Origin of the sequence: Streptomyces sp. NPDC000345, assembly GCF_042898825.1 — a bacterium.
Classification (GTDB): domain Bacteria; phylum Actinomycetota; class Actinomycetes; order Streptomycetales; family Streptomycetaceae; genus Streptomyces.
In genome coordinates this window covers 346,511-365,931 of the sequence record NZ_JBIAZE010000008.1, presented here as the reverse complement: position 1 = coordinate 365,931, position 19,421 = coordinate 346,511, and the positions used below count along the sequence as shown (strand labels likewise).

At 72.6% G+C, this 19,421-nt stretch carries 24 protein-coding genes; 18 read left to right on the top strand and 6 right to left on the bottom strand.

Annotated features, from left to right (window positions below):
* The first annotated feature begins 3 nt into the window (after positions 1-3).
* The 7 genes from ACFY30_RS21720 to ACFY30_RS21690 all read left to right on the top strand — a co-directional run bounded on the left by ACFY30_RS21720 (position 4) and on the right by ACFY30_RS21690 (position 4,657).
* Positions 4-168 carry a hypothetical protein gene (locus ACFY30_RS21720; RefSeq protein WP_390655875.1) on the top strand — a complete coding sequence of 55 codons (165 nt, stop codon included), beginning with the start codon at positions 4-6 and terminating at the stop codon, positions 166-168.
* Positions 165-809, top strand: a complete 645-nt coding sequence (gene hisH / locus ACFY30_RS21715) for an imidazole glycerol phosphate synthase subunit HisH (RefSeq protein ID WP_390655876.1) — start codon at positions 165-167, stop codon at positions 807-809. Before ACFY30_RS21720 ends, hisH begins: the two co-directional genes overlap by 4 nt.
* Complete coding sequence (priA, locus tag ACFY30_RS21710; protein ID WP_390846802.1) at positions 806-1,531, top strand: bifunctional 1-(5-phosphoribosyl)-5-((5-phosphoribosylamino)methylideneamino)imidazole-4-carboxamide isomerase/phosphoribosylanthranilate isomerase PriA; 726 nt, start codon at positions 806-808, stop codon at positions 1,529-1,531. Before hisH ends, priA begins: the two co-directional genes overlap by 4 nt.
* Positions 1,528-1,932 (top strand): RidA family protein, encoded by a 405-nt coding sequence (locus tag ACFY30_RS21705; RefSeq protein WP_390655878.1) that lies wholly within the window; start codon positions 1,528-1,530, stop codon positions 1,930-1,932. The genes priA and ACFY30_RS21705 overlap by 4 nt, the downstream gene beginning before the upstream one ends.
* Positions 1,929-2,684, top strand: coding sequence for an imidazole glycerol phosphate synthase subunit HisF (gene hisF / locus ACFY30_RS21700; RefSeq protein ID WP_390655879.1), 756 nt, complete (start codon positions 1,929-1,931; stop codon positions 2,682-2,684). Before ACFY30_RS21705 ends, hisF begins: the two co-directional genes overlap by 4 nt.
* A gap of 123 nt (positions 2,685-2,807) precedes the next feature.
* A complete protein-coding gene (locus ACFY30_RS21695) occupies positions 2,808-3,395 on the top strand; it encodes an ArsR/SmtB family transcription factor (protein ID WP_390846801.1) in 588 nt (195 codons plus the stop codon).
* A gap of 14 nt (positions 3,396-3,409) precedes the next feature.
* A complete protein-coding gene (locus tag ACFY30_RS21690; RefSeq protein WP_390846800.1) occupies positions 3,410-4,657 on the top strand; it encodes an MFS transporter in 1,248 nt (415 codons plus the stop codon).
* Positions 4,658-4,660: 3 nt separating this feature from the next.
* On the opposite strand, the gene ACFY30_RS21685 is transcribed toward ACFY30_RS21690, so the two are convergent.
* Positions 4,661-5,059: a VOC family protein gene (locus ACFY30_RS21685; protein WP_390846799.1), complete on the bottom strand. Its 399-nt coding sequence runs from the start codon at positions 5,057-5,059 to the stop codon at positions 4,661-4,663.
* 23 nt (positions 5,060-5,082) lie between these two features.
* The gene (locus ACFY30_RS21680; RefSeq protein WP_390846798.1) at positions 5,083-5,718 is read right to left on the bottom strand and encodes a TIGR03085 family metal-binding protein; all 636 of its coding nucleotides are present in this window, start codon (positions 5,716-5,718) and stop codon (positions 5,083-5,085) included.
* Between the two features lie 83 nt (positions 5,719-5,801).
* On the opposite strand from ACFY30_RS21680, the gene hisI reads away from it, so the two are divergent.
* The 11 genes from hisI (at position 5,802) to lgt (ending at position 14,631) form a co-directional block, all read left to right on the top strand.
* Positions 5,802-6,197 carry a phosphoribosyl-AMP cyclohydrolase gene (gene hisI, locus ACFY30_RS21675; RefSeq protein WP_390655882.1) on the top strand — a complete coding sequence of 132 codons (396 nt, stop codon included), beginning with the start codon at positions 5,802-5,804 and terminating at the stop codon, positions 6,195-6,197.
* An 11-nt stretch (positions 6,198-6,208) separates the two neighbouring features.
* The gene (locus ACFY30_RS21670) at positions 6,209-7,687 is read left to right on the top strand and encodes an anthranilate synthase component I (protein WP_390846797.1); all 1,479 of its coding nucleotides are present in this window, start codon (positions 6,209-6,211) and stop codon (positions 7,685-7,687) included.
* A gap of 70 nt (positions 7,688-7,757) precedes the next feature.
* Positions 7,758-8,405, top strand: a complete 648-nt coding sequence (locus ACFY30_RS21665) for a TIGR02234 family membrane protein (RefSeq protein ID WP_390846796.1) — start codon at positions 7,758-7,760, stop codon at positions 8,403-8,405.
* A 143-nt stretch (positions 8,406-8,548) separates the two neighbouring features.
* Positions 8,549-8,806 (top strand): HGxxPAAW family protein, encoded by a 258-nt coding sequence (locus ACFY30_RS21660; protein ID WP_390655885.1) that lies wholly within the window; start codon positions 8,549-8,551, stop codon positions 8,804-8,806.
* A gap of 80 nt (positions 8,807-8,886) precedes the next feature.
* Entirely contained in the window at positions 8,887-9,321 is a 435-nt protein-coding gene (locus ACFY30_RS21655) for a DUF2752 domain-containing protein (protein ID WP_390846795.1), read from the top strand.
* Between the two features lie 156 nt (positions 9,322-9,477).
* Positions 9,478-10,287 (top strand): indole-3-glycerol phosphate synthase TrpC, encoded by an 810-nt coding sequence (gene trpC, locus ACFY30_RS21650; RefSeq protein WP_390655887.1) that lies wholly within the window; start codon positions 9,478-9,480, stop codon positions 10,285-10,287.
* A gap of 21 nt (positions 10,288-10,308) precedes the next feature.
* Positions 10,309-10,482 (top strand): tryptophan biosynthesis modulator TrpM, encoded by a 174-nt coding sequence (gene trpM, locus ACFY30_RS21645; protein WP_390846794.1) that lies wholly within the window; start codon positions 10,309-10,311, stop codon positions 10,480-10,482.
* Between the two features lie 105 nt (positions 10,483-10,587).
* Positions 10,588-11,871, top strand: coding sequence for a tryptophan synthase subunit beta (gene trpB / locus ACFY30_RS21640; protein ID WP_390846793.1), 1,284 nt, complete (start codon positions 10,588-10,590; stop codon positions 11,869-11,871).
* Positions 11,868-12,686: a tryptophan synthase subunit alpha gene (gene trpA / locus ACFY30_RS21635; protein ID WP_390846792.1), complete on the top strand. Its 819-nt coding sequence runs from the start codon at positions 11,868-11,870 to the stop codon at positions 12,684-12,686. Before trpB ends, trpA begins: the two co-directional genes overlap by 4 nt.
* A gap of 78 nt (positions 12,687-12,764) precedes the next feature.
* Positions 12,765-13,541 carry a DsbA family protein gene (locus ACFY30_RS21630; protein WP_390846791.1) on the top strand — a complete coding sequence of 259 codons (777 nt, stop codon included), beginning with the start codon at positions 12,765-12,767 and terminating at the stop codon, positions 13,539-13,541.
* Positions 13,542-13,623: 82 nt separating this feature from the next.
* Positions 13,624-14,631 (top strand): prolipoprotein diacylglyceryl transferase, encoded by a 1,008-nt coding sequence (lgt, locus tag ACFY30_RS21625; protein WP_390846790.1) that lies wholly within the window; start codon positions 13,624-13,626, stop codon positions 14,629-14,631.
* A gap of 76 nt (positions 14,632-14,707) precedes the next feature.
* Here lgt and ACFY30_RS21620 read toward each other — a convergent pair whose 3' ends face one another.
* The 4 genes from ACFY30_RS21620 to ACFY30_RS21605 all read right to left on the bottom strand — a co-directional run bounded on the left by ACFY30_RS21620 (position 14,708) and on the right by ACFY30_RS21605 (position 19,416).
* A complete protein-coding gene (locus ACFY30_RS21620) occupies positions 14,708-15,541 on the bottom strand; it encodes an HpcH/HpaI aldolase/citrate lyase family protein (protein ID WP_390846789.1) in 834 nt (277 codons plus the stop codon).
* The gene (locus tag ACFY30_RS21615) at positions 15,538-16,755 is read right to left on the bottom strand and encodes a CaiB/BaiF CoA transferase family protein (protein WP_390846788.1); all 1,218 of its coding nucleotides are present in this window, start codon (positions 16,753-16,755) and stop codon (positions 15,538-15,540) included. The genes ACFY30_RS21620 and ACFY30_RS21615 overlap by 4 nt, the downstream gene beginning before the upstream one ends.
* 94 nt (positions 16,756-16,849) lie before the next feature.
* Entirely contained in the window at positions 16,850-18,262 is a 1,413-nt protein-coding gene (locus ACFY30_RS21610; RefSeq protein ID WP_390846786.1) for an ADP-ribosylglycohydrolase family protein, read from the bottom strand.
* Complete coding sequence (locus ACFY30_RS21605; RefSeq protein WP_390846785.1) at positions 18,250-19,416, bottom strand: ADP-ribosylglycohydrolase family protein; 1,167 nt, start codon at positions 19,414-19,416, stop codon at positions 18,250-18,252. The genes ACFY30_RS21610 and ACFY30_RS21605 overlap by 13 nt, the downstream gene beginning before the upstream one ends.
* Between the last annotated feature and the right edge of the window lie 5 nt (positions 19,417-19,421).

The following is a 19,421-nucleotide window of genomic DNA, read 5'->3' as shown; positions in this document are numbered from 1 at the left end:
ACCATGAACGGTCTGTCGACCCTTCTGATCGTCGTCGGTCTCTTCCTGGCCGGCGGCATCTACTCCTTCGTCAAGCAGGACATGCCCCGGAGCCTGGTCGTGCTGTTGTCGATCGGCGCCGGCATGTGCCTCGTCGCGGGTGTCATGAGGCTGGAGGTGTGGAGTTGAGCGCGGTGAGCAAGAAGGTCGTGGTCTTCGACTACGGCTTCGGCAACGTCCGTTCCGCCGAGCGTGCCCTCGCGCGCGCCGGGGCCGACGTCGAGATCACGCGTGACTTCGACCGGGCCATGAACGCCGACGGGCTGCTGGTGCCGGGCGTCGGCGCCTTCGCCGCCTGTATGCAGGGCCTGCGGGAGGCGCGCGGCGACTGGATCATCGACCGCCGGCTCTCCGGCGGCCGTCCCGTGATGGGCATCTGCGTCGGCATGCAGATCCTGTTCGCGCGCGGCATCGAGCACGGCGTCGAGACCGAGGGCCTCGACGAGTGGCCCGGCGCGGTCGAGCCGCTCCAGGCCGAGATCGTGCCCCACATGGGCTGGAACACCGTGGACGCCCCCGCCGACTCCGAGCTGTTCGCCGGCCTGGACGCGGACGCCCGCTTCTACTTCGTGCACTCCTACGCCGTCCACGACTGGTCCCTGGAGACGTACAACCAGGCCATGCACGCGCCGAGGGTGACCTGGTCGACGCACGGCAAGCCCTTCGTGGCCGCCGTGGAGAACGGCGCCCTGTGGGCCACGCAGTTCCACCCCGAGAAGTCCGGCGACGCCGGAGCCCAGCTCCTCACCAACTGGATCGGAACCCTGTGAGCAAGCTCGAACTCCTCCCCGCCGTCGACGTCCGCGACGGCCAGGCCGTCCGCCTCGTGCACGGCGAGTCGGGGACGGAAACTTCTTACGGTTCGCCCCTGGAGGCCGCCCTCGCCTGGCAGCGGTCGGGCGCGAAGTGGCTGCACCTGGTGGATCTGGACGCCGCCTTCGGCACCGGCGACAACCGGGAGCTGGTCCGCGAGGTCACGCAGGCGATGGACATCAAGGTGGAGCTGTCCGGCGGCATCCGCGACGACGCCACCCTCGCCGCCGCCCTCGCCACCGGCTGCACCCGCGTCAACCTCGGCACCGCCGCGCTGGAGACCCCGGAGTGGGTCGCCGGGGTCATCGCCGAGCACGGCGACAGGATCGCCGTCGGCCTGGACGTTCGGGGCACCACCCTGCGCGGCCGGGGCTGGACCCGCGACGGAGGCGACCTCTACGAGACGCTGGAGCGACTCGACAAGGAGGGCTGCGCCCGGTACGTCGTCACCGACATCGCCAAGGACGGCACCCTGCAGGGGCCCAACCTGGAGCTGCTGAAGAACGTGTGCGCGGCGACGGACCGCCCGGTCGTGGCGTCCGGTGGCGTGTCCTCCCTGGACGACCTGCGGGCCCTCGCCGGGCTGGTGCCCCTCGGTGTCGAGGGCGCCATCGTCGGGAAGGCGCTGTACGCGAAGGCGTTCACCCTGGAAGAGGCCCTGGAGGCTGTGTCGTCATGACGTCCGAAGCCGTGCGGCGGGTGCAGAGCGGAAGTCCCTGGGAAGAGAGTTTCGGTTTCGCACGGGCCGTCATGGCGGGAGACCGTGTGCTGGTGGCGGGCACCACGTCCTTCAAGGGCAGCGTGCTCTACGGGGAGGGCGACCCCTACGAGCAGGCCAAAGTGGCCTTCACCAGCGCGGTCGAGGCGCTCGGCGCGTTCGGACTCGGAGTGGAGTCCGTGATCCGTACCCGGATGTACCTGACGCATCAGCGGGACGTCGACGACGCGGGCCGGGCCCACAAGGAGTTCTTCGACGCGGTGCGTCCGGTGTCCACCCTGCTGGTGGTGGAGGGTTTCGTCGACCCGCGCATCCTGGTCGAAGTGGAACTAGAGGCATTCAGAGGAGCCGTGAACTCATGACCCTGGCGGTCCGAGTCATCCCCTGCCTGGACGTGGACAACGGCCGGGTCGTCAAGGGCGTCAACTTCCAGAACCTGCGCGACGCGGGCGACCCGGTCGAGATGGCCAAGGTGTACGACGCCGAGGGCGCCGACGAGCTGACGTTCCTGGACATCACCGCCTCGTCGGGCAACCGCGAGACCACCTACGACGTGGTGCGCCGCACCGCCGAGCAGGTGTTCATCCCGCTGACCGTCGGCGGCGGGGTGCGTACGCCCGAGGACGTGGACAAGCTGCTGCGGGCAGGTGCCGACAAGGTGGGCGTCAACACGGCGGCCATCGCCCGCCCGGAGCTGATCAAGGAGATCGCCGAGCGGTTCGGCAGCCAGGTGCTGGTGCTGTCGGTGGACGCGCGGCGCACCGGGTCGGGGTCCTTCGAGGTGACGACGCACGGCGGCCGCAAGGGCACCGGCATCGACGCGATCGAGTGGGCGCACCGGGCGGCCGAGCTGGGCGCCGGCGAGATCCTGCTGAACTCGATGGACGCCGACGGCACCAAGGACGGCTACGACCTGGAGATGATCGCCGCCGTCCGCAAGCACGTGACGGTCCCCGTCATCGCCTCCGGCGGCGCCGGAAAGCTCGCCGACTTCCCGCCGGCCGTCGAGGCGGGCGCGGACGCGGTGCTCGCCGCATCGGTGTTCCACTTCGGCGACCTGCGGATCGGCGAAGTGAAGCAGGCCCTGCGAGAGGCGGGCCACCCGGTGCGCTGACGCCGCGCCGAGTTCTCAGCCCCGGCTGCCCGATGGCGGCCGGGGCTTCTGTGCGAGGAGACACGAAACGAAACTTGCGCAAAATTTATTGCGCAATTTTTCTTTCGCGTCTAGCGTGGGGGCATGGCCCGCAAGGAGAACCGCCGGATCACGGATGTCGGCACGCTCAAGGCGCTCGCCCATCCGCTGCGCATGAAGCTCTACCGCCTGCTGTTCGTGACCGAGGCCGCCACCGCCTCCCAGCTCGCCGAGCAGGTCGACGAGGCGGTGTCCCTGGTCAGCTACCACCTGCGCAAGCTCGCCGAGCACGGGTTGATCGAGGCGGCGGAACCGCAGAGCGCGGACGGCCGGGAACGGTGGTGGCGACCGTCCTCCGACGGGGTGACCGTACGGGACACGGACTTCCAGGACGCACCCGAGAAGGTCACCGCGCACCTGGCGGCCTCACGGCTCTTCCAGGAGCAGCGCTCCGAGATGTACCGCACCTATCTCGACCAGCGTCCGCACTGGGGGCGGGAGTGGAACGAGGCAGCGCAGGACTCCGAGTCGCTGCTGCGCCTGACAGCCGCGGAGCTGGCCGAGCTGAAACAGGCCCTGCACGACGTGATCAAGAGGTACGACGAGAAAGGCCGGGCCGCCGAAGCCCACGGCGACACCGAGGGGCGCGAGCATGTCGCGCTGCACCTGTACGGGTTCCCGTTCCGTGTCTGAGAGGACCACCGCCCGTGACGGCCACGCTCACACCCGCGCTCACCGGTGCCAGGCCTGCCCACCGCGACCCCGCCGTCCTGCGCTGGCTCGCCGCCTACACCTCCTCGATGGCCGGCGACAGCGTCTACTACCTCGCCCTGTCCTGGGCCGCCGTACAGGCCGGCACTCCCTCGCAGGCGGGGCTCGTGATGACCGCGAGCGCCGTGCCGCGGGCGCTGCTGATGCTGGGCGGTGGAGTGATCGCCGACCGGCTGGGCCCGCGCCGGGTCGTCATCGGCAGCGACGCCGTGCGCTGCGCGGCCGTCCTCGCGGTGGCCGCCCTGCTGTTCGTGACCAGCCCCGGCCTGTGGCCGCTGGCCCTGCTGGCCCTGGTCTTCGGCACCGTCGACGCCGTGTTCGTACCGGCCGTGGGCGCCCTGCCCGCCCGTATGACGAGCCGTGACCAGCTCGCGCGCGTGCAGGGCATGCGCGGGCTCGCGATCCGGTTCGCCGGCGTCGTCGGCGCCCCCCTCGGCGGCTTCGCCGTGGCGGCGGGCGGCGCGGCGGCCGCGTTCGGGCTCGCGGGGCTGCTCATCGCGATGTCGGTGCCCCTGCTGGTCTGCGTACGGGTGCGGGACCTGCCGCCGGACGACACCGTCGGCGCGCGGAGGACGACCGCCCGTGCCGACCTGACGGCCGGGCTGAGGTACATCCGCCGCCACCGCGTGCTCGGGCCGCTGATGCTCGCCGTCGCGCTCGGTGACCTCGGCTTCGTCGGACCGCTCAACGTGGGTCTGACCCTGCTGGCCGACGAGCGCGGATGGGGTGCCGCCGGGATGGGCTGGGTGCTCGCGGGGTTCGGCGTCGGCGCGGGCGCCGCCTCGCTGCTGCTGACCCTGCGCGGACGGCTTCCCCACGCCGGGCGGGTCGCCGGCTGGTCGATCCTGGCGGGCGCGCTCGCCATCGGCGCCCTCGCGTACATGCCGACCGTCGCCACCGCCGTCGTCACGGCCCTGCTGATCGGGCTGCTCGCCGGGCTCAGCGGAGCCATGTGCGGGGCCCTGCTGCAGACGCAGGCCGATCCTGCGTACCTGGGCCGCGTCACCGCCGTCTCCAGCCTGGTCAGCCTGGGGCTCACCCCGCTCAGCATGCCGCTGTCCGCCGCCGCGATCGGAGCCTGGGGCACCGGCCCGGTCTTCGTGGCCAGCGCGACGCTGTGCGGCCTCGGCGGAGTCGTCGCCCTCGGCGTACCCGGCCTGCGCCGCGCCGAACTCCCCCGCTGAGGCTCACTCCTTCGACTGAGCGAGCTGCACCAGGTTGCCCACCGTGTCGTCGAGTACGGCCGTCACGACCGGGCCCTGCTCCCGCGGGGCCTGGGTGAAGCGGACGCCGAGGGCGCGCAGCCGCTCGTACTCCGCCTCGATGTCGTCGACGGAGAAGACGATGCACGGCAGCCCCGCCTCCTTCACCGCCGTGCGGTACGGCTCCGCGATGGGGCCCTGTCCCGGCTCCAGCAGCAGCTGGAGGTCCGGCTGGGCGCCCTCGCGCGCGCCGACCGTCACGAACAGGGTGCCGTCGCCCAGGTCCATGTGGAGACGGGTCTCGAAGCCCAGCACCTCCGTGTAGAACGTGTGGGCCCTGGCGACGTCGTCGACGTACACGCTCGTCATGGCGACCTTGATCACGGCGGCGCCTCCCGGTCGGCGGGTCAGATCCCGAGCTGCTTGCCGCTGTGCAGCCTCTCGATCGCTTCCTTGTCGCCGTCCAGCTCCACCTTTGCGGCGCTCTGGCGGCCGTACAGGAACAGCAGCAGTTCCGACGGCTCCCCGGTGACCGTCACGACCGGGGTGCCGCGCTGGGCGACCACCGTGCGGCCGTCCGCGCGGCGCAGCACCAGGCCGGTCGGGGAACCGCGGCCCATCAGGCGCGCGGTGCGCTCCAGACGGGACCACAGCGCGTCCTGGAAGACGGAGTCGAGCTCCCGGGGCGTCCAGTCGGGCCGGGCCCGCCGGACGTCCTCGGTGTGCACGTAGAACTCGATCGTGTTGGACGCCTCGTCGAGCTGCTTCAGCTGGAAGGGCGAGAACCTCGGCGGGCCGGTGCGGATCAGGGTGATCAGCTCGTCGTACGGCTTCGCGGCGAACTCCGCCATCACCCTGTCCAGGCGGGGGGCCAGTTGCTTGATGAGGATGCCGCCGGCCGCGTCCGGGCGGCGCTCGCGCACCACCACGTGCGCGGCCAGGTCCTGCGTCTCCCAGCCCTCGCAGAGGGTCGGGGCGCCCGGACCGGCGGTCTCCAGGAGGTCGGCGAAAAGGAGTCGTTCACGCTTGGCGAAGGTCGACATGCAGTCAGCCTACGACTACGTAACAGGTCCGCCCAGTGGACAGCGGGCCGTCACTGTCCGTCGCGCGCGGCACAATGGCACCCATGACCAGCACGCCCTCGCCCAGCCGCCTGGACCCCGAGATCGCCGCGCGCCTCAAGCGCAGCGCCGACGGGCTCGTCCCCGCCATCGCCCAGCAGTACGACACCGGTGAGGTGCTCATGCTCGGCTGGATGGACGACGAGGCACTGCACCGCACGCTCACCACCGGCCGCTGCACCTACTGGTCGCGCAGCCGCCGGGAGTACTGGGTCAAGGGGGACACCTCCGGTCACTTCCAGTGGGTCAGGTCCGTCGCCCTCGACTGCGACGCCGACACCCTGCTGGTCAAGGTCGACCAGGTCGGCGCCGCCTGCCACACCGGCGCGCGCACCTGCTTCGACGCCGACGTCCTGCTCAAGGACGGCGCCGATTCCGGCGCCGCCGCCTCGGATCAGTAAGGTCAGCCGCCATGGACCTCGAGACGTTCCGCAAGCTGGCCACCGACCGGCGGGTCATCCCGGTCACCCGCAAGCTCCTCGCCGACGGCGACACCCCGGTCGGGCTCTACCGCAAGCTCGCCGCCGAGCGCCCCGGCACCTTCCTCCTGGAGTCCGCGGAGAACGGCCGGTCCTGGTCCCGCTACTCGTTCGTGGGCGTCCGCTCCGCGGCCACCCTCACCGCGCGCGAGGGCCAGGCGCACTGGCTCGGCGTCCCGCCCGTCGGCGTCCCCGTCGACGGCGACCCGCTGGCCGCCCTGCGCGCCACCATCGAGGCCCTGCACACCCCCCACCAGGAGGACCTGCCGCCGTTCACCGGCGGCATGGTCGGCTACCTCGGCTACGACATCGTGCGCCGCCTGGAGAAGATCGGCCCCGGCGAGCGCGACGACCTGCGGCTGCCCGAGCTGACCATGCTCCTCACCAGCGACCTCGCCGTCATGGACCACTGGGAGGGCTCCGTCCTGCTGATCGCCAACGCGATCAACCACAACGACCTCGACACCGGCGTCGACGACGCGTACGCGGACGCGGTGGCCCGGCTGGACGCCATGGAGGCCGACCTCTCCCGCCCGGTCGCCCAGCCACCGGCGGTCCTGCCGCCCTCCGAGCTGCCCGAGTACACCGCCCGGTGGGGCGGCCCCGACTTCCAGGAGGCCGTCGAGGACATCAAGGAGCGCATCCGCGCGGGCGAGGCCTTCCAGGTCGTCCCCTCGCAGCGCTTCGAGACACCGTGCACGGCGAGCGCGCTGGACGTCTACCGGGTCCTGCGGGCGACGAACCCCTCCCCGTACATGTACCTGTTCCGCTTCGACGGATTCGACGTCGTGGGCTCGTCCCCCGAGGCCCTGGTGAAGGTCGAGGACGGACAGGCCATGGTCCACCCCATCGCCGGCACCCGGCACCGCGGCGCCACCCCGCAGGAGGACCAGGCCCTCGCCGACGAACTGCTCGCCGACCCCAAGGAGCGCGCCGAGCACCTCATGCTCGTCGACCTGGGCCGCAACGACCTCGGGCGGGTGTGCGAACCCGGCTCGGTCGAGGTCGTCGACTTCATGTCCGTCGAGCGGTACTCGCACGTCATGCACATCGTCTCGACGGTCACCGGCAAGGTCGCCCGGGGCCGCACCGCCTTCGACGTGCTCACCGCCTGCTTCCCCGCGGGCACCCTCTCCGGCGCCCCCAAGCCCCGCGCCATGCAGATCATCGACGAGCTGGAGCCGTCCCGGCGCGGCCTGTACGGCGGCTGTGTGGGCTACCTGGACTTCGCGGGCGACTCCGACACCGCCATCGCCATCCGCACCGCCCTGCTGCGCGACGGCACCGCCTACGTCCAGGCCGGCGCGGGCATCGTCGCCGACTCCGACCCGGTCGCCGAGGACCAGGAGTGCCGTAACAAGGCGGCGGCGGTACTCCGCGCGGTCCACACCGCGAACCGGCTGCGCGGGTAGGCCTCGCCCGCGGCAGTGGGGCGCGAATCACTGGGCCCCGGGTGACGGTTCGCCCGGGGTTCAGGCGATAGTGGACTCCGTGACTGCCGTACCTCACCCCCGTTCCGCATCAGCCGCCTCCGCCCGGGCCGGCCGCCTGAGCCTCGGGCTCGCCCTGCTGTCCGGCGCGCTGGGCGCGGCCGTGGCCCTGCTGGCCACCCGGCAGCGCTGGTCGCAGGGCACGGCGACGGTGGCCGGCGGCGCCTTCCCCCTCACCGCCAAGGGCAGCGACGTCACGGGCGTGCCCGCGGCGCTCGCCATAGTGGGCCTCGCCGCGCTCGTCGCCGTCTTCGCCGTCCGCAGGGCCGGCCGCCTCGCGGTCTCCGCCCTCCTCGCGCTCTCCGGCGCCGGCATCGTCGTCGCGGCCCTGATGGGCGCCTCCGACGACTCCGCGCTCGACGAGCAGGCCGCGAAGGCCTCCGGCGACACCTCCGCCACCGTCGCCTCCTTCACCCACACCGCCTGGCCCTACGTCGCGGTCGTCGGTGGTGTCCTGATCCTCCTGGCGGGTCTGCTGGCCCTGCGCTACGGCCGCCAGTGGCCTGCGATGTCCGGCCGCTACGAGCGCGGCGGCGCCCCCCGCCGGCGCAACGCCAGGCCCGTCGACCCCGACCGGCCCGAGGAGATCTGGAAGGCCCTGGACCGCGGCGAGGACCCCACGGGCGTCGACCCGGCCTGACCGGGATCCGCGTCCGGTTCCCGGTGTGGCGAATCAGACGTCGCCGGAAGCCACCCCAGCGTCCGGGACGCGTCCGCGTACGGGACAATGGACCGCGAGCCTCCGGCTCGGACGGACCCACAGACAGTAATGAGGAGCAAGTCATGGCGGGCAGCAGCCACGGACACACCCCGGCCGCCTGGACCGGTGTCACCATCGCCTTCATCGGTTTCTGCGTCGCGGGCGCGTTCATGGTGATGGCCCAGCCGGTCGGCTTCTGGGCCGGCATGGTGATCGTGGCCCTCGGCGGTGTGGTCGGCGCCCTCATGCGCGCCGCGGGCCTGGGCCAGCCGAAGGAGGCCCGCCCCGCGCACAAGGTCGCGCCGAAGGCGACGGCCGAGCCCGCGAGCGTCGAGGGCTGAGCCTGCCGGACCCCGTGTGAGGGGCGGCCGGGAGCACACCGGCCGCCCCTCACGCGCGTGTACGGCCCGCGCCGGGCAGAATGCGAGGCGTGAACGCCGAGAGCCGGACGACGACGCCGACAGCCGTGGGACGACTGGCCGTGCCCGCCGGGATCCTCGCCGCCGTCGCCGGCGCCTTCGCCTACGTCGGGGCCGTCGACCCCAACGAGCCCGGCCACTACCCGGCCTGCCCCCTGCTGCGCCTCACGGGCCTGTACTGCCCCGGCTGCGGCGGCCTGCGCAGCGCGCACGCCTTCGTCCACGGCGACCTCACGACCGCCCTGCACGACAACGCGCTGGCCGTCGTCGCCTATCTGGCCTTCGCCGTCGTATGGACCGTCTGGGTGGTCCGCGCGGCCCGCGGACGCCCCCTGCGGATCGCCCTCGGCCCCCTGCGCATGTGGTCCCTGGGCGCGTTGGTGCTGGTCTTCACCGTTGTCCGGAACCTGCCGTCCGGTGGCTGGCTGCACCCTTGATCAACAGTCGAATGTCCAGGTAGTGGGACCGCCCTCAACCGGATGTGAGGCCTTCGGCCTCCTCCGGATACCATCGCAGTGACCATCGCTTTTCCACCGGTCGTGGTCGCTGGAACTGTCAGTCGTCTCTCAGCCATCCGGAAGGGGGCCGCTCGCGTGAGTGTGCTCGACGAGATCATCGACGGAGTCCGTGCCGACCTCGCGGAGCGGCAGGCGCGCGTCAGCCTCGACGAGCTCAAGGAGCGCGCGGCGAAGGCTCCCGCCGCCAAGGACGGGGTCGCCGCACTCCGGGGCGACGGTGTCAAGGTGATCTGCGAGGTCAAGCGCTCCAGCCCGTCCAAGGGCGCGCTGGCCGCCATCGCCGACCCCGCGGGCCTGGCCGCCGACTACGAGGCGGGCGGCGCCGCCGTCATCTCCGTCCTCACCGAACAGCGACGCTTCGGCGGCTCGCTCGCCGACCTCGAGGCGGTCCGCGCGCGCGTGGACATCCCCGTGCTGCGCAAGGACTTCATCGTCACGTCGTACCAGCTGTGGGAGGCCCGCGCGTACGGCGCCGACCTCGCGCTGCTGATCGTGGCCGCCCTCGACCAGCCGGCCCTGGAGTCGCTGATCGAGCGCGCCGTCTCCATCGGCCTCACCCCGCTCGTCGAGGTGCACGACGAGGAGGAGGTCGAGCGGGCGGTGGACGCGGGTGCGAAGATCATCGGTGTCAACGCGCGCAACCTGAAGACGCTGGAGGTCGACCGCTCCACCTTCGAGCGGGTCGCCCCCGAGATCCCGGACCGCATCGTCAAGGTCGCCGAGTCCGGCGTCCGCGGCCCCCACGACCTCATCGCCTACGCCAACGCCGGCGCCGACGCGGTCCTGGTCGGCGAGTCCCTGGTGACCGGCCGCGACCCCAAGACGGCGGTGGCCGACCTCGTCGCGGCGGGCGAGCACCCCGCGCTGCGGCACGGCCGGGGCTGATCTTTCGCTAGGCTGGCCCCGATGACTCCCACGACCCCCGCCGCCACCACGGACCGGTACGCCCGCCTCGCGCGCGGCTGCCGTCCCCGTGGCTGCCGCGCGCCCGCCCGCAGGGTGCACGGCCGCAGGGTCAGGTACGTCATCGGAGACGAACCGGGACAGGTGAACGGCCGTCGATGGCAGCGCGCCCTTTAGGGGCGCGGGGAACTGCGCGACAAGAGCCACGGACGGTCCCTCACCGTCGGACGAGCCCCGCCCCCACGGCGATCAGGTATTCCCAACTCACCGTGAGGTTTCCGCATGCCCAGCGAGTTCTTCATCCCCGACCCGGAGGGTCAGGTCCCCAGCGCTGAGGGCTACTTCGGCGCGTTCGGCGGCAAGTTCATCCCCGAGGCCCTGGTGGCCGCCGTGGACGAGGTCGCCGTCGAGTACGACAAGGCCAAGCACGACCCCGAGTTCGCCCGTGAGCTCGACGACCTGCTCGTCCATTACACCGGCCGCCCCAGCTCCCTCACCGAGGTGCCGCGGTTCGCCGAACACGCCGGTGGCGCCCGTGTGTTCCTCAAGCGCGAGGATCTCAACCACACCGGCTCCCACAAGATCAACAACGTGCTCGGCCAGGCCCTGCTCACCAAGCGCATGGGCAAGACCCGCGTGATCGCCGAGACCGGCGCAGGCCAGCACGGCGTGGCGACGGCCACCGCCTGCGCCCTGTTCGGGCTCGAATGCACGATCTACATGGGCGAGATCGACACCCAGCGCCAGGCCCTGAACGTGGCCCGGATGCGCATGCTGGGCGCCGAGGTCGTCGCGGTGAAGTCCGGCAGCCGCACCCTGAAGGACGCCATCAACGAGGCGTTCCGCGACTGGGTCGCCAACGTCGACCACACCCACTACCTCTTCGGCACGGTCGCGGGACCGCACCCCTTCCCGGCCATGGTCCGCGACTTCCACCGCGTCATCGGCGTCGAGGCCCGCCGCCAGCTCCTGGAGCGCACCGGGCGCCTGCCGGACGCCGCTGTCGCCTGCGTCGGCGGCGGCTCCAACGCCATCGGCCTCTTCCACGCCTTCATCCCGGACACCTCCGTCCGTCTGATCGGCTGCGAGCCGGCCGGACACGGCGTGGAGACCGGCGAGCACGCGGCCACCCTCACCGCCGGCGAGCCCGGCATCCTGCACGGCTCGCGGTCCTACGTCCTCCAGGACGACGAGGGCCAGATCACCGAGCCGTACTCCATCTCGGCGGGCCTGGACTACCCGGGCATCGGCCCCGAGCACTCCTACCTCAAGGACAGCGGCCGCGGCGAGTACCGCGCGGTCACCGACGACGCGGCCATGCAGGCGCTGCGGCTGCTGTCGCGCACCGAGGGCATCATCCCGGCCATCGAGTCGGCGCACGCCCTGGCCGGCGCCCTGGAGGTCGGCAAGGAGCTCGGCCCGGAGGGGCTGATCGTCGTCAACCTGTCCGGCCGCGGCGACAAGGACATGGACACGGCCGCCCGCTACTTCGGGCTGTACGACACCGACGCCGAGGTCGCCGCCAACGCGGCCGACACCGCCGAGATCGAGGGGGACGCCAAGTGAGCGGGAACATTCAGCTGCTGTCCGACACCCTCGCCGCCGCCAGGGCCGAGGGCCGCTCCGCGCTCATCGCCTACCTCCCGGCCGGGTTCCCGACCGTGGACGGCGGCATCGAGGCGATCAAGGCCGTCTTCGACGGCGGGGCGGACGTCGTCGAGGTCGGTCTGCCGCACAGCGATCCCGTGCTCGACGGGCCGGTCATCCAGACCGCCGACGACATCGCCCTGCGCGGCGGGGTGCGGATCGCGGACGTCATGCGCACGGTCCGCGAGGCGTTCGAGGCCACCGGGAAGCCGGTGCTCGTGATGACCTACTGGAACCCCGTCGACCGCTACGGCGTCGAGCGGTTCACCGCCGAACTGGCCGCGGCCGGCGGCGCGGGCTGCATCCTGCCCGACCTGCCGGTGCAGGAGTCGCAGCTGTGGAGGGAGCACGCCGAGAAGCACGGCCTGGCGACGGTCTTCGTCGTGGCGCCCAGCAGCAAGGACGAGCGGCTCGCGCAGATCACCGCGGCGGGCAGCGGCTTCGTCTACGCCGCCTCGCTGATGGGGGTCACCGGCACCCGTGAGTCGGTCGGCACGCAGGCCCAGGACCTGGTCGAACGGACCCGGGCCACCGGCACCGGCCTGCCCGTCTGCGTCGGCCTCGGGGTCTCCGACGCCGGGCAGGCCGCCGAGGTGGCCGGCTTCGCCGACGGTGTGATCGTCGGCTCCGCCTTCGTCAAGCGGATGCTGGACGCCCCGGACCACGCGGCCGGCGTCGAGGCGGTCAGGAAACTGGCGGGCGAACTGGCGGAGGGTGTGCGCCGCACGCTGTGACACACCTGTCGGCTCACTCGAAGGGGTGGACCTGGGACCGGGGAGGCGCATTGCGCCTCCCCGGTTCGTTCTGGGGGTGTGAGCGAGAAGAATCGTGAGGGAAAGCGCACCGCCCGGGAGCGACTGGCGGTGGAGCGCGAGAAGCAGAAGGCCGCCGAGCGGCGGCGGCGCACACTGATCGTCGGCGCGAGCGTGGTCTGCGTGCTGGGCCTGGCCGCGGTGATCGGCGTCCTCGCCGCGAACTCCGGCAAGGACGAGGACAGCGCCAAGTCCGGCCCGGTCGTGGCGCCTTCGGGGGCCCAGGGCAAGGACGCCCTGGCGATCCCGGCCGGCAAGGAGAGCGCCAGGTCCACGCTCACCGTGTGGGAGGACTTCCGCTGCCCGGCCTGCAAGGCCTTCGAGACGGCGTACAGACCGACGATCCATGAGCTGACGGACGCCGGCAAGCTCAAGGTCGAGTACCACCTGGCCACCCTCATCGACGGCAACATGGGCGGCAGCGGCTCCCGCAAGGCGGCCAACGCGGCGGCCTGCGCCCAGGACGTCGGAAAGTTCACCGCGTACCACGACGTGCTGTACGAGAACCAGCCGACCGAGACGGACGACGCGTACAGCAAGAACAGCAAGCTCATCGAACTGGCGGGCAAGGTCGAGGGCCTCGACACGCCGGCGTTCCGCGCCTGTGTCGAGAAGGGCACGCACGACAGCTGGGTGGCGAAGTCCCACGAGGCCTTCCGGAACGGCGGCTTCAGCGGCACGCCCACCGTGCTGTTCAACGGCAAGAACATCTACCAGGACCAGACGATGACCCCGGCGAAGCTCAAGCAGATGGTGGAGGACGCCAACCAAGGGTGAGGGTTTCTCACCGGCCCGTTATGGAGCCGTAGCCGGGCTGCCCGCCGTGGGCCCGCCGCGGCAGGGTAGCGTCGGACCTGCCATGGAACTTGCCTACATTCCCAGCCCGTCGCGCGGAGTGCTGTATCTCGGCCCCGTCCCGCTGCGCGGCTACGCGTTCTGCATCATCATCGGCGTCTTCGTCGCGGTCTGGCTCGGCAACAAGCGCTGGCTCGCCCGGGGCGGGCGCGCCGGCACGGTGGCCGACATCGCGGTCTGGGCGGTGCCGTTCGGACTGGTCGGCGGCCGGCTGTACCACGTGATCACGGACTACGAGCTGTACTTCACCGAGGGCCGTGACTGGGTGGACGCCTTCAAGGTCTGGGAGGGCGGCCTCGGGATCTGGGGCGCGATCTCCCTCGGCGCGGTCGGCGCGTGGATCGGCTGCCGCCGCCGCGGCATCCCGCTGCCGGCGTACGCCGACGCCATCGCGCCCGGCATCGCCCTCGCGCAGGCGATCGGCCGCTGGGGCAACTGGTTCAACCAGGAGCTGTACGGCAAGCCGACCGACGTGCCCTGGGCCCTGCACATCACGTCCTCGGCGGACGGCCGGGTGCCGGGCTACTACCACCCGACGTTCCTGTACGAGTCGCTGTGGTGCGTCGGCGTCGCCCTCCTCGTCATCTGGGCGGACCGCCGCTTCAAGCTGGGCCACGGCCGGGCGTTCGCGCTGTATGTCGCCGCGTACTGCGCGGGGCGCGGGTGGATCGAGTACATGCGCATCGACGACGCCCACCACATCCTGGGCCTCCGGCTCAACGTCTGGACCGCGATCGCCGTGGGTCTGCTCGCGGTGACCTACATCGTGGTGTCGGCGAAGAAGCGGCCGGGCCGGGAGGAGATCGTCGAGCCCGGAGCGGATGCCGCAGGCGGCGAGACCGAGGCCGACGGTGCGGGCGAGCCGGAGGACGAGTCCACGGCAGAGGCCAAGGCCGAGGCGAAGGACGAGGCCGCGGCGGCTGAGCCCTCGGACACCGAGGCGGCCGAGGCCGAGGACGAGGACAAGGACAAGGTGAAGGACGAGGCCGAGTCGGCGGGCAAGAAGAGCTGACGGCCGGTTCTACGACGACGAGGGCGCCCGGGGTCTGCCGGGCGCCCTCGTCGTACGGGGGGAAGAGAAGGAGAAGTCAGCTTCTGCGGGCAGCCAGCGAGAGGGTGCGCCGGGCTGCCGCCACCACCGCCGCGTCGATGAAGCGGCCGTCCGGGAGGGCCTGGGCGCCCTGTTCCGTCACCGCGGCCTTGACGATCGTCTCGGCCTCGTCCAGTTCCTGCTCGGTCGGCAGGTAGGCGCGTTCGATGATGGGGAGCTGGCGGGGGTGGATGGCGGCGCGGCCCAGGAAGCCGAGGGCGCGGCCGTGGGCGCAGGAGGCCGCCAGTCCGTTCAGGTCCCGGGTGTCGGGGTGGACGGACTGCGAGGGCGGGGCGAGGCCCGCGGCCCGGGCGGCGACGATCACCCGGGAGCGCGACCAGTCGAGGCCCGTGTCGTCACGGATGCCGAGGTCGGCGCGGAGGTCCGCCTCGCCGAGGGCGATGCCCCGCAGCGCGGGGTGCGCGGCGGCGATCGCGAAGGCGTGTTCGATGCCGAGGGCGCTCTCCAGGAGGGCGTACAGCGGGGGTGCGCCGCCGTCGGCCGGCACGGTGGCCTCGGCGATGCGGACGATCTGCCGAGGGGAGGTGACCTTCGGCAGCCGCAGGCCGCGGACCCCGGGCAGGGAGGCCACCGCCTGGAGGTCGGCGGAGGCCAGCGGGCCGTCGAGGGCGTTCACCCGGACGTGCACCGGGACCGGCTGCGGTTCGGAGAGACGCTCGGCGGTGGCCTTGCGGGCGTACGCCTTGCGGTCCGGGGCGACGGCGTCCTCAAGGTCGATGACGACGACGTCGGCGCCCGAGGCGAGGGCCTTGCTGACGGTGTGGGGGCGGTCGCCCGGGGCGTACAGCCAGGTGAGGGGGAACGGGGTCACAGGGCGCCCTCCGCGCGAAGGGCGGTCAGTTCGGCCGCTGTCAGGCCCAGTTCCGTCAGGACCTCGTCCGTGTCGGCGCCGTGCGGGCGGCCGGTCCAGCGGATCGCGCCGGGGGTGGCGGAGAGGCGGAAGAGGACGTTCTGCATGCGGATGCGGCCCAGTTCGGGGTCCTCGACGGCGGTGACCGTGCCGAGGGCCTGGTACTGGGGGTCGGCCATCACGTCCCGTACGTCCTGGATCGGGGCGACGGCGGCCTCCGCCTTCTCGAAGGCGGCGAGGACATCGGTGCGGGTGCGGGCCGCGATCCAGGTGCCGACCGCCGTGTCGAGGACGTCGGCGTGGGCGGCGCGGCCGGCGCCCGTCGCGAACCACGGTTCCTCGATCAGGTCCGGGCGGCCGACCAGCCGCATCACCCGTTCCGCGATCGACTGGGCCGAGGTGGAGACGGCGACCCAGGTGCCGTCGGCCGTGCGGTAGGTGTTGCGCGGGGCGTTGTTGGCGGAGCGGTTGCCGGTGCGCTCCTGGACGTATCCCAGCTGGTCGTACCAGAGCGGCTGGGGGCCGAGCACCGCCAGCATCGGCTCGATGATCGCCATGTCGACGACCTGGCCCTCGCCGGTGCGCTCGCGGGCGGCGAGAGCGGTCATGACGGCGTAGGCCGTGGCCAGGGCGGTGATCGAGTCGGCGAGGCCGAACGGCGGGAGCGTCGGGGGCGCGCCCGGCTCACCGGTGATCGCGGCGAAGCCGCTCATCGCCTCGGCGAGGGTGCCGAAGCCGGGGCGGTGGGCGTACGGGCCGAACTGGCCGAACGCGGTGACACGGGTGAGGACCAGGCGGGGGTTGGCGGCGGAGAGCTCCTCCCACCCCAGATCCCACTTCTCCAGGGTGCCCGGACGGAAGTTTTCGATGATCACGTCGGCGGTGGCGGCGAGCCGCAGGAGGGTGGCGCGGCCGCCGGGGGTGGACAGGTTCAGGGTGATCGTGCGCTTGTTGCGGCCGAGGAGCTTCCACCACAGGCCGATGCCGTCCTTGGCCGGGCCGTGGCCCCGGGAGGGGTCCGGTTTCGCGGGGTGCTCGACCTTGACGACCTCCGCGCCGAAGTCCCCGAGCAGGGTGGCCGCGAGCGGGCCGGCGAAGAGGGTGGCGAGGTCCAGGACGCGCAGGCCGTGCAGGGGCGTCGACACGGTCGTGGCGGTGACGGTCTTCTCGGTCATGAGGCGTGCACCACCGCGCCGGACCCGTGGGGCACCGGCAGGCCGGCGGAGGCGATGAGGTCCGGGGTCGTGCCGTCTGGCACCACGGTGTCGGTCATGGGCGGAATGCCTTCCGGGGCGTGAGGGACCAGGTGAGCTGGGCGAGGGCGTCGAAGCCGGTGCCGTCGAAGCCGGCGACGGAGGTGGCGAGGCGGTTCTTGAGCGGGGCCGTCCAGCGGTCGGGCAGGGCGGCGGGGTCGCCGGCGAGGAGCGCCGCGATGCCGCCGGCCGTCGCGCCGTTGGAGTCGGTGTCCCAACCGCCGGAGACGGCACGGCAGATGGAGCCGCTGAAGTCGCCGTCCGCGTGGGTGAGGGCGGCGGCGATCAGGGCGGTGTTGGGGACGGCGTGGACCCAGTGGGCGGTCTTGTGGGCGGCGTGCAGCTCGTCCACCACCGTGTCGAAGTCCCGGTGGGTCTCGGCCAGTCGGACGGCGTGGGTGATCGCTTCGGCGAGGCGGGAGCGGGGTGGGACCACCGTGAGGCCGGCGCGGAGGCAGGCGTGGACGTCGTGCGTGCCGGCCGCGGCCGTCGCGACGGTGGCGGCCGTGAACATCGCCGCGTAGACGCCGTTGGCGGTGTGGGTGAGGATGGCGTCCCGGTGGGCCTGTTCCGCCGCGGCGGCCGGGTCGCCGGGGTTGGTCCAGCCGTGGACGTCGGCGCGGATGAGGGCGCCGATCCATTCACGGAACGGGTTGCGGTGGCGGGCGGTGCGCGGGGGTTCGATGCCGCAGAGGAGGTTGCGGTAGGCGATGCGCTCGGCCGTGAAGGTGCGGCCTGCCGGGAGTTCGTCGAGCCAGAGCCGTGCCACGTCGGTGGTGGTGAAGCCGCGGCCGTGGCGTTGCAGCAGGAGGAGGTTGAGGAGGGGGTAGTTGAGGTCGTCGTCCTCCGGCATGCCGTCGATGTTCTCGGCGAGGGAGGTCTCTGCCGAACGGCGGTTCCAGGGGTGTGCCGCGAGGAGTTCCCGGGGGACGCCCCGGGCGGTGAAGTAGGTGTGGAGGGGCCAGTTGCCGGTGGACCTGGCGAGGCCGCGGATGGCGTCGAGGGGAAGTTTCTCCACCGGTTTGCCCAGCAGGCAGCCCGCCGCTCTGCCGAGCCAGGCCGCTTCCAGGGCGGCCGGGCCGGGGGCCGGGCGGGAGCGGGTTCCGCTCGCCCGCGGCTGCGGGGTGCCGTCCGTGCCGCCCCGGCGGAACGACTGCCCGCAGCTGCGGCGGATGGCGGCCAGGTCGGTCGGCTCGTCCTCCGCCCGTCTGCTCGGCAGGTCCGCCAGCTCGTCCAGCAGGTCCTCCGCCAGCTGGCGCAGATAGCGGGAGGCGCGGTCGGACGACGCCCCCGCCCGGGCGGGGGACTGCGGGCCGCCCGCCGCTCGCCAGCGGGCCGCGACGGCCCAGGGCTCCCGGCCGTCCTCGGTCGCCTGGCGCAGTTCGTGGCCGAGGAGGTCCTCCGGTTGGACCCAGGTCAGGCGCAGCATCCCGGGCCTCCGAGGGTGGTGAAGGCCGCCTCGTGGGTGCGGCGTCCGCGGACGTCCTTCTCGAAGATCTCCCGGGTGACCTCGGTGAGGACGCGGGCCGGTTCCCGGAGGTCCAGCCGGCTGGCCTCCGCGACCTGCTTCGACCAGTCGTCGGGGACCGGGGAGCCCAGGGCGCCGGCCAGCGCGCCCGCCATCGTCGCGATCGAGTCGCAGTCCCGGCCGTAGTTCACCGCGCCGAGGACCGCGTGGCGGTAGTCGCCCCTCGCCACCAGCAACATGCCCAGGGCGACCGGGAGTTCCTCGATCGCGTGCAGGCGGGACGGGCGGCGGGCGGCGAGCGAGGGCCGCCGGTAGTCGGGACCCACCGTGTCGTACGGGGCCACCGCCTGCCGCAGGGGGAGCAGCGCCGACTCGAAGTCCCGGTGGCGGGACGCCTCTTCGCAGACCTTCTCGATCGCCGTGCGGGTGCCGTCCTTGGCCAGGGCGAGACAGGCCGACACGACCGACTCCGCCGTGGCCCCCGGGGCGCAGGCCGCCGCCACCGCCGCCGCGAAGACGCCCGCCGCCTCACGGCCGTACGAGGACTGGTGCGCACCGGCGATGTCCAGCGCCTCGGCGTACGCTCCCGCCGGATGGGCCGCGTTGACCAGGCCGACCGGGGCCATGTACATCGCCGCACCGCAGTTGACGATGTTGCCGACGCCTGCCTCCCGGGGGTCGGCATGGCCGTAGTGCAGTTTCGTCACCAGCCATTTCTCCGCCAGGAAGAGGCGGTGGAGGGGGAGGGCCTCGGCTTCCAGTTCCGGGATCCAGCGGGGGTTGGTCATCAGGTCCGGGACCAGGTGGTCCGTGATCGCGTAGGCGTCCAGGTGGTCGCGGACGCGGGCGTAGACCCTGATCAGCGCATGCGTCATCAAGGTGTCGTCGGTGACGTGGCCGTCGCCCTTGTGGTACGGGGCGATGGGGCGGGCGGTGCGCCAGGCGTCGCCGTTCCAGGGGCCGACGATGCCGTGGACGCGGCCGCCGTGGCGTTCGAGGATCTGGTCGGGGGAGTAGCCCTCGACGGGGCCGCCGAGGGCGTCGCCGACCGCCGCGCCCACCAGGGCGCCGGTGATCCGGTCTTCGAGACCGCTTTCTGATTCTTTGGGCGTCATGCCCG

What these genes read in the sequence shown, in the direction of transcription:
- ACFY30_RS21660 (WP_390655885.1), top strand. Translation starts at nt 8,549, where the DNA reads ATGGCGGGCAGCAGCCACGGACACACCCCGGCCGCCTGGACCGGTGTC.
- ACFY30_RS21705 (WP_390655878.1), top strand. Translation starts at nt 1,528, where the DNA reads ATGACGTCCGAAGCCGTGCGGCGGGTGCAGAGCGGAAGTCCCTGGGAA.
- ACFY30_RS21680 (WP_390846798.1), bottom strand. Translation starts at nt 5,718, where the DNA reads ATGTCGACCTTCGCCAAGCGTGAACGACTCCTTTTCGCCGACCTCCTG.
- hisI (WP_390655882.1), top strand. Translation starts at nt 5,802, where the DNA reads ATGACCAGCACGCCCTCGCCCAGCCGCCTGGACCCCGAGATCGCCGCG.
- lgt (WP_390846790.1), top strand. Translation starts at nt 13,624, where the DNA reads ATGGAACTTGCCTACATTCCCAGCCCGTCGCGCGGAGTGCTGTATCTC.
- ACFY30_RS21615 (WP_390846788.1), bottom strand. Translation starts at nt 16,755, where the DNA reads ATGACCGAGAAGACCGTCACCGCCACGACCGTGTCGACGCCCCTGCAC.
- ACFY30_RS21670 (WP_390846797.1), top strand. Translation starts at nt 6,209, where the DNA reads ATGGACCTCGAGACGTTCCGCAAGCTGGCCACCGACCGGCGGGTCATC.
- trpB (WP_390846793.1), top strand. Translation starts at nt 10,588, where the DNA reads ATGCCCAGCGAGTTCTTCATCCCCGACCCGGAGGGTCAGGTCCCCAGC.
- ACFY30_RS21695 (WP_390846801.1), top strand. Translation starts at nt 2,808, where the DNA reads ATGGCCCGCAAGGAGAACCGCCGGATCACGGATGTCGGCACGCTCAAG.
- ACFY30_RS21605 (WP_390846785.1), bottom strand. Translation starts at nt 19,416, where the DNA reads ATGACGCCCAAAGAATCAGAAAGCGGTCTCGAAGACCGGATCACCGGC.
- trpM (WP_390846794.1), top strand. Translation starts at nt 10,309, where the DNA reads ATGACTCCCACGACCCCCGCCGCCACCACGGACCGGTACGCCCGCCTC.
- hisF (WP_390655879.1), top strand. Translation starts at nt 1,929, where the DNA reads ATGACCCTGGCGGTCCGAGTCATCCCCTGCCTGGACGTGGACAACGGC.
- ACFY30_RS21720 (WP_390655875.1), top strand. Translation starts at nt 4, where the DNA reads ATGAACGGTCTGTCGACCCTTCTGATCGTCGTCGGTCTCTTCCTGGCC.
- ACFY30_RS21655 (WP_390846795.1), top strand. Translation starts at nt 8,887, where the DNA reads ATGCGAGGCGTGAACGCCGAGAGCCGGACGACGACGCCGACAGCCGTG.
- ACFY30_RS21610 (WP_390846786.1), bottom strand. Translation starts at nt 18,262, where the DNA reads ATGCTGCGCCTGACCTGGGTCCAACCGGAGGACCTCCTCGGCCACGAA.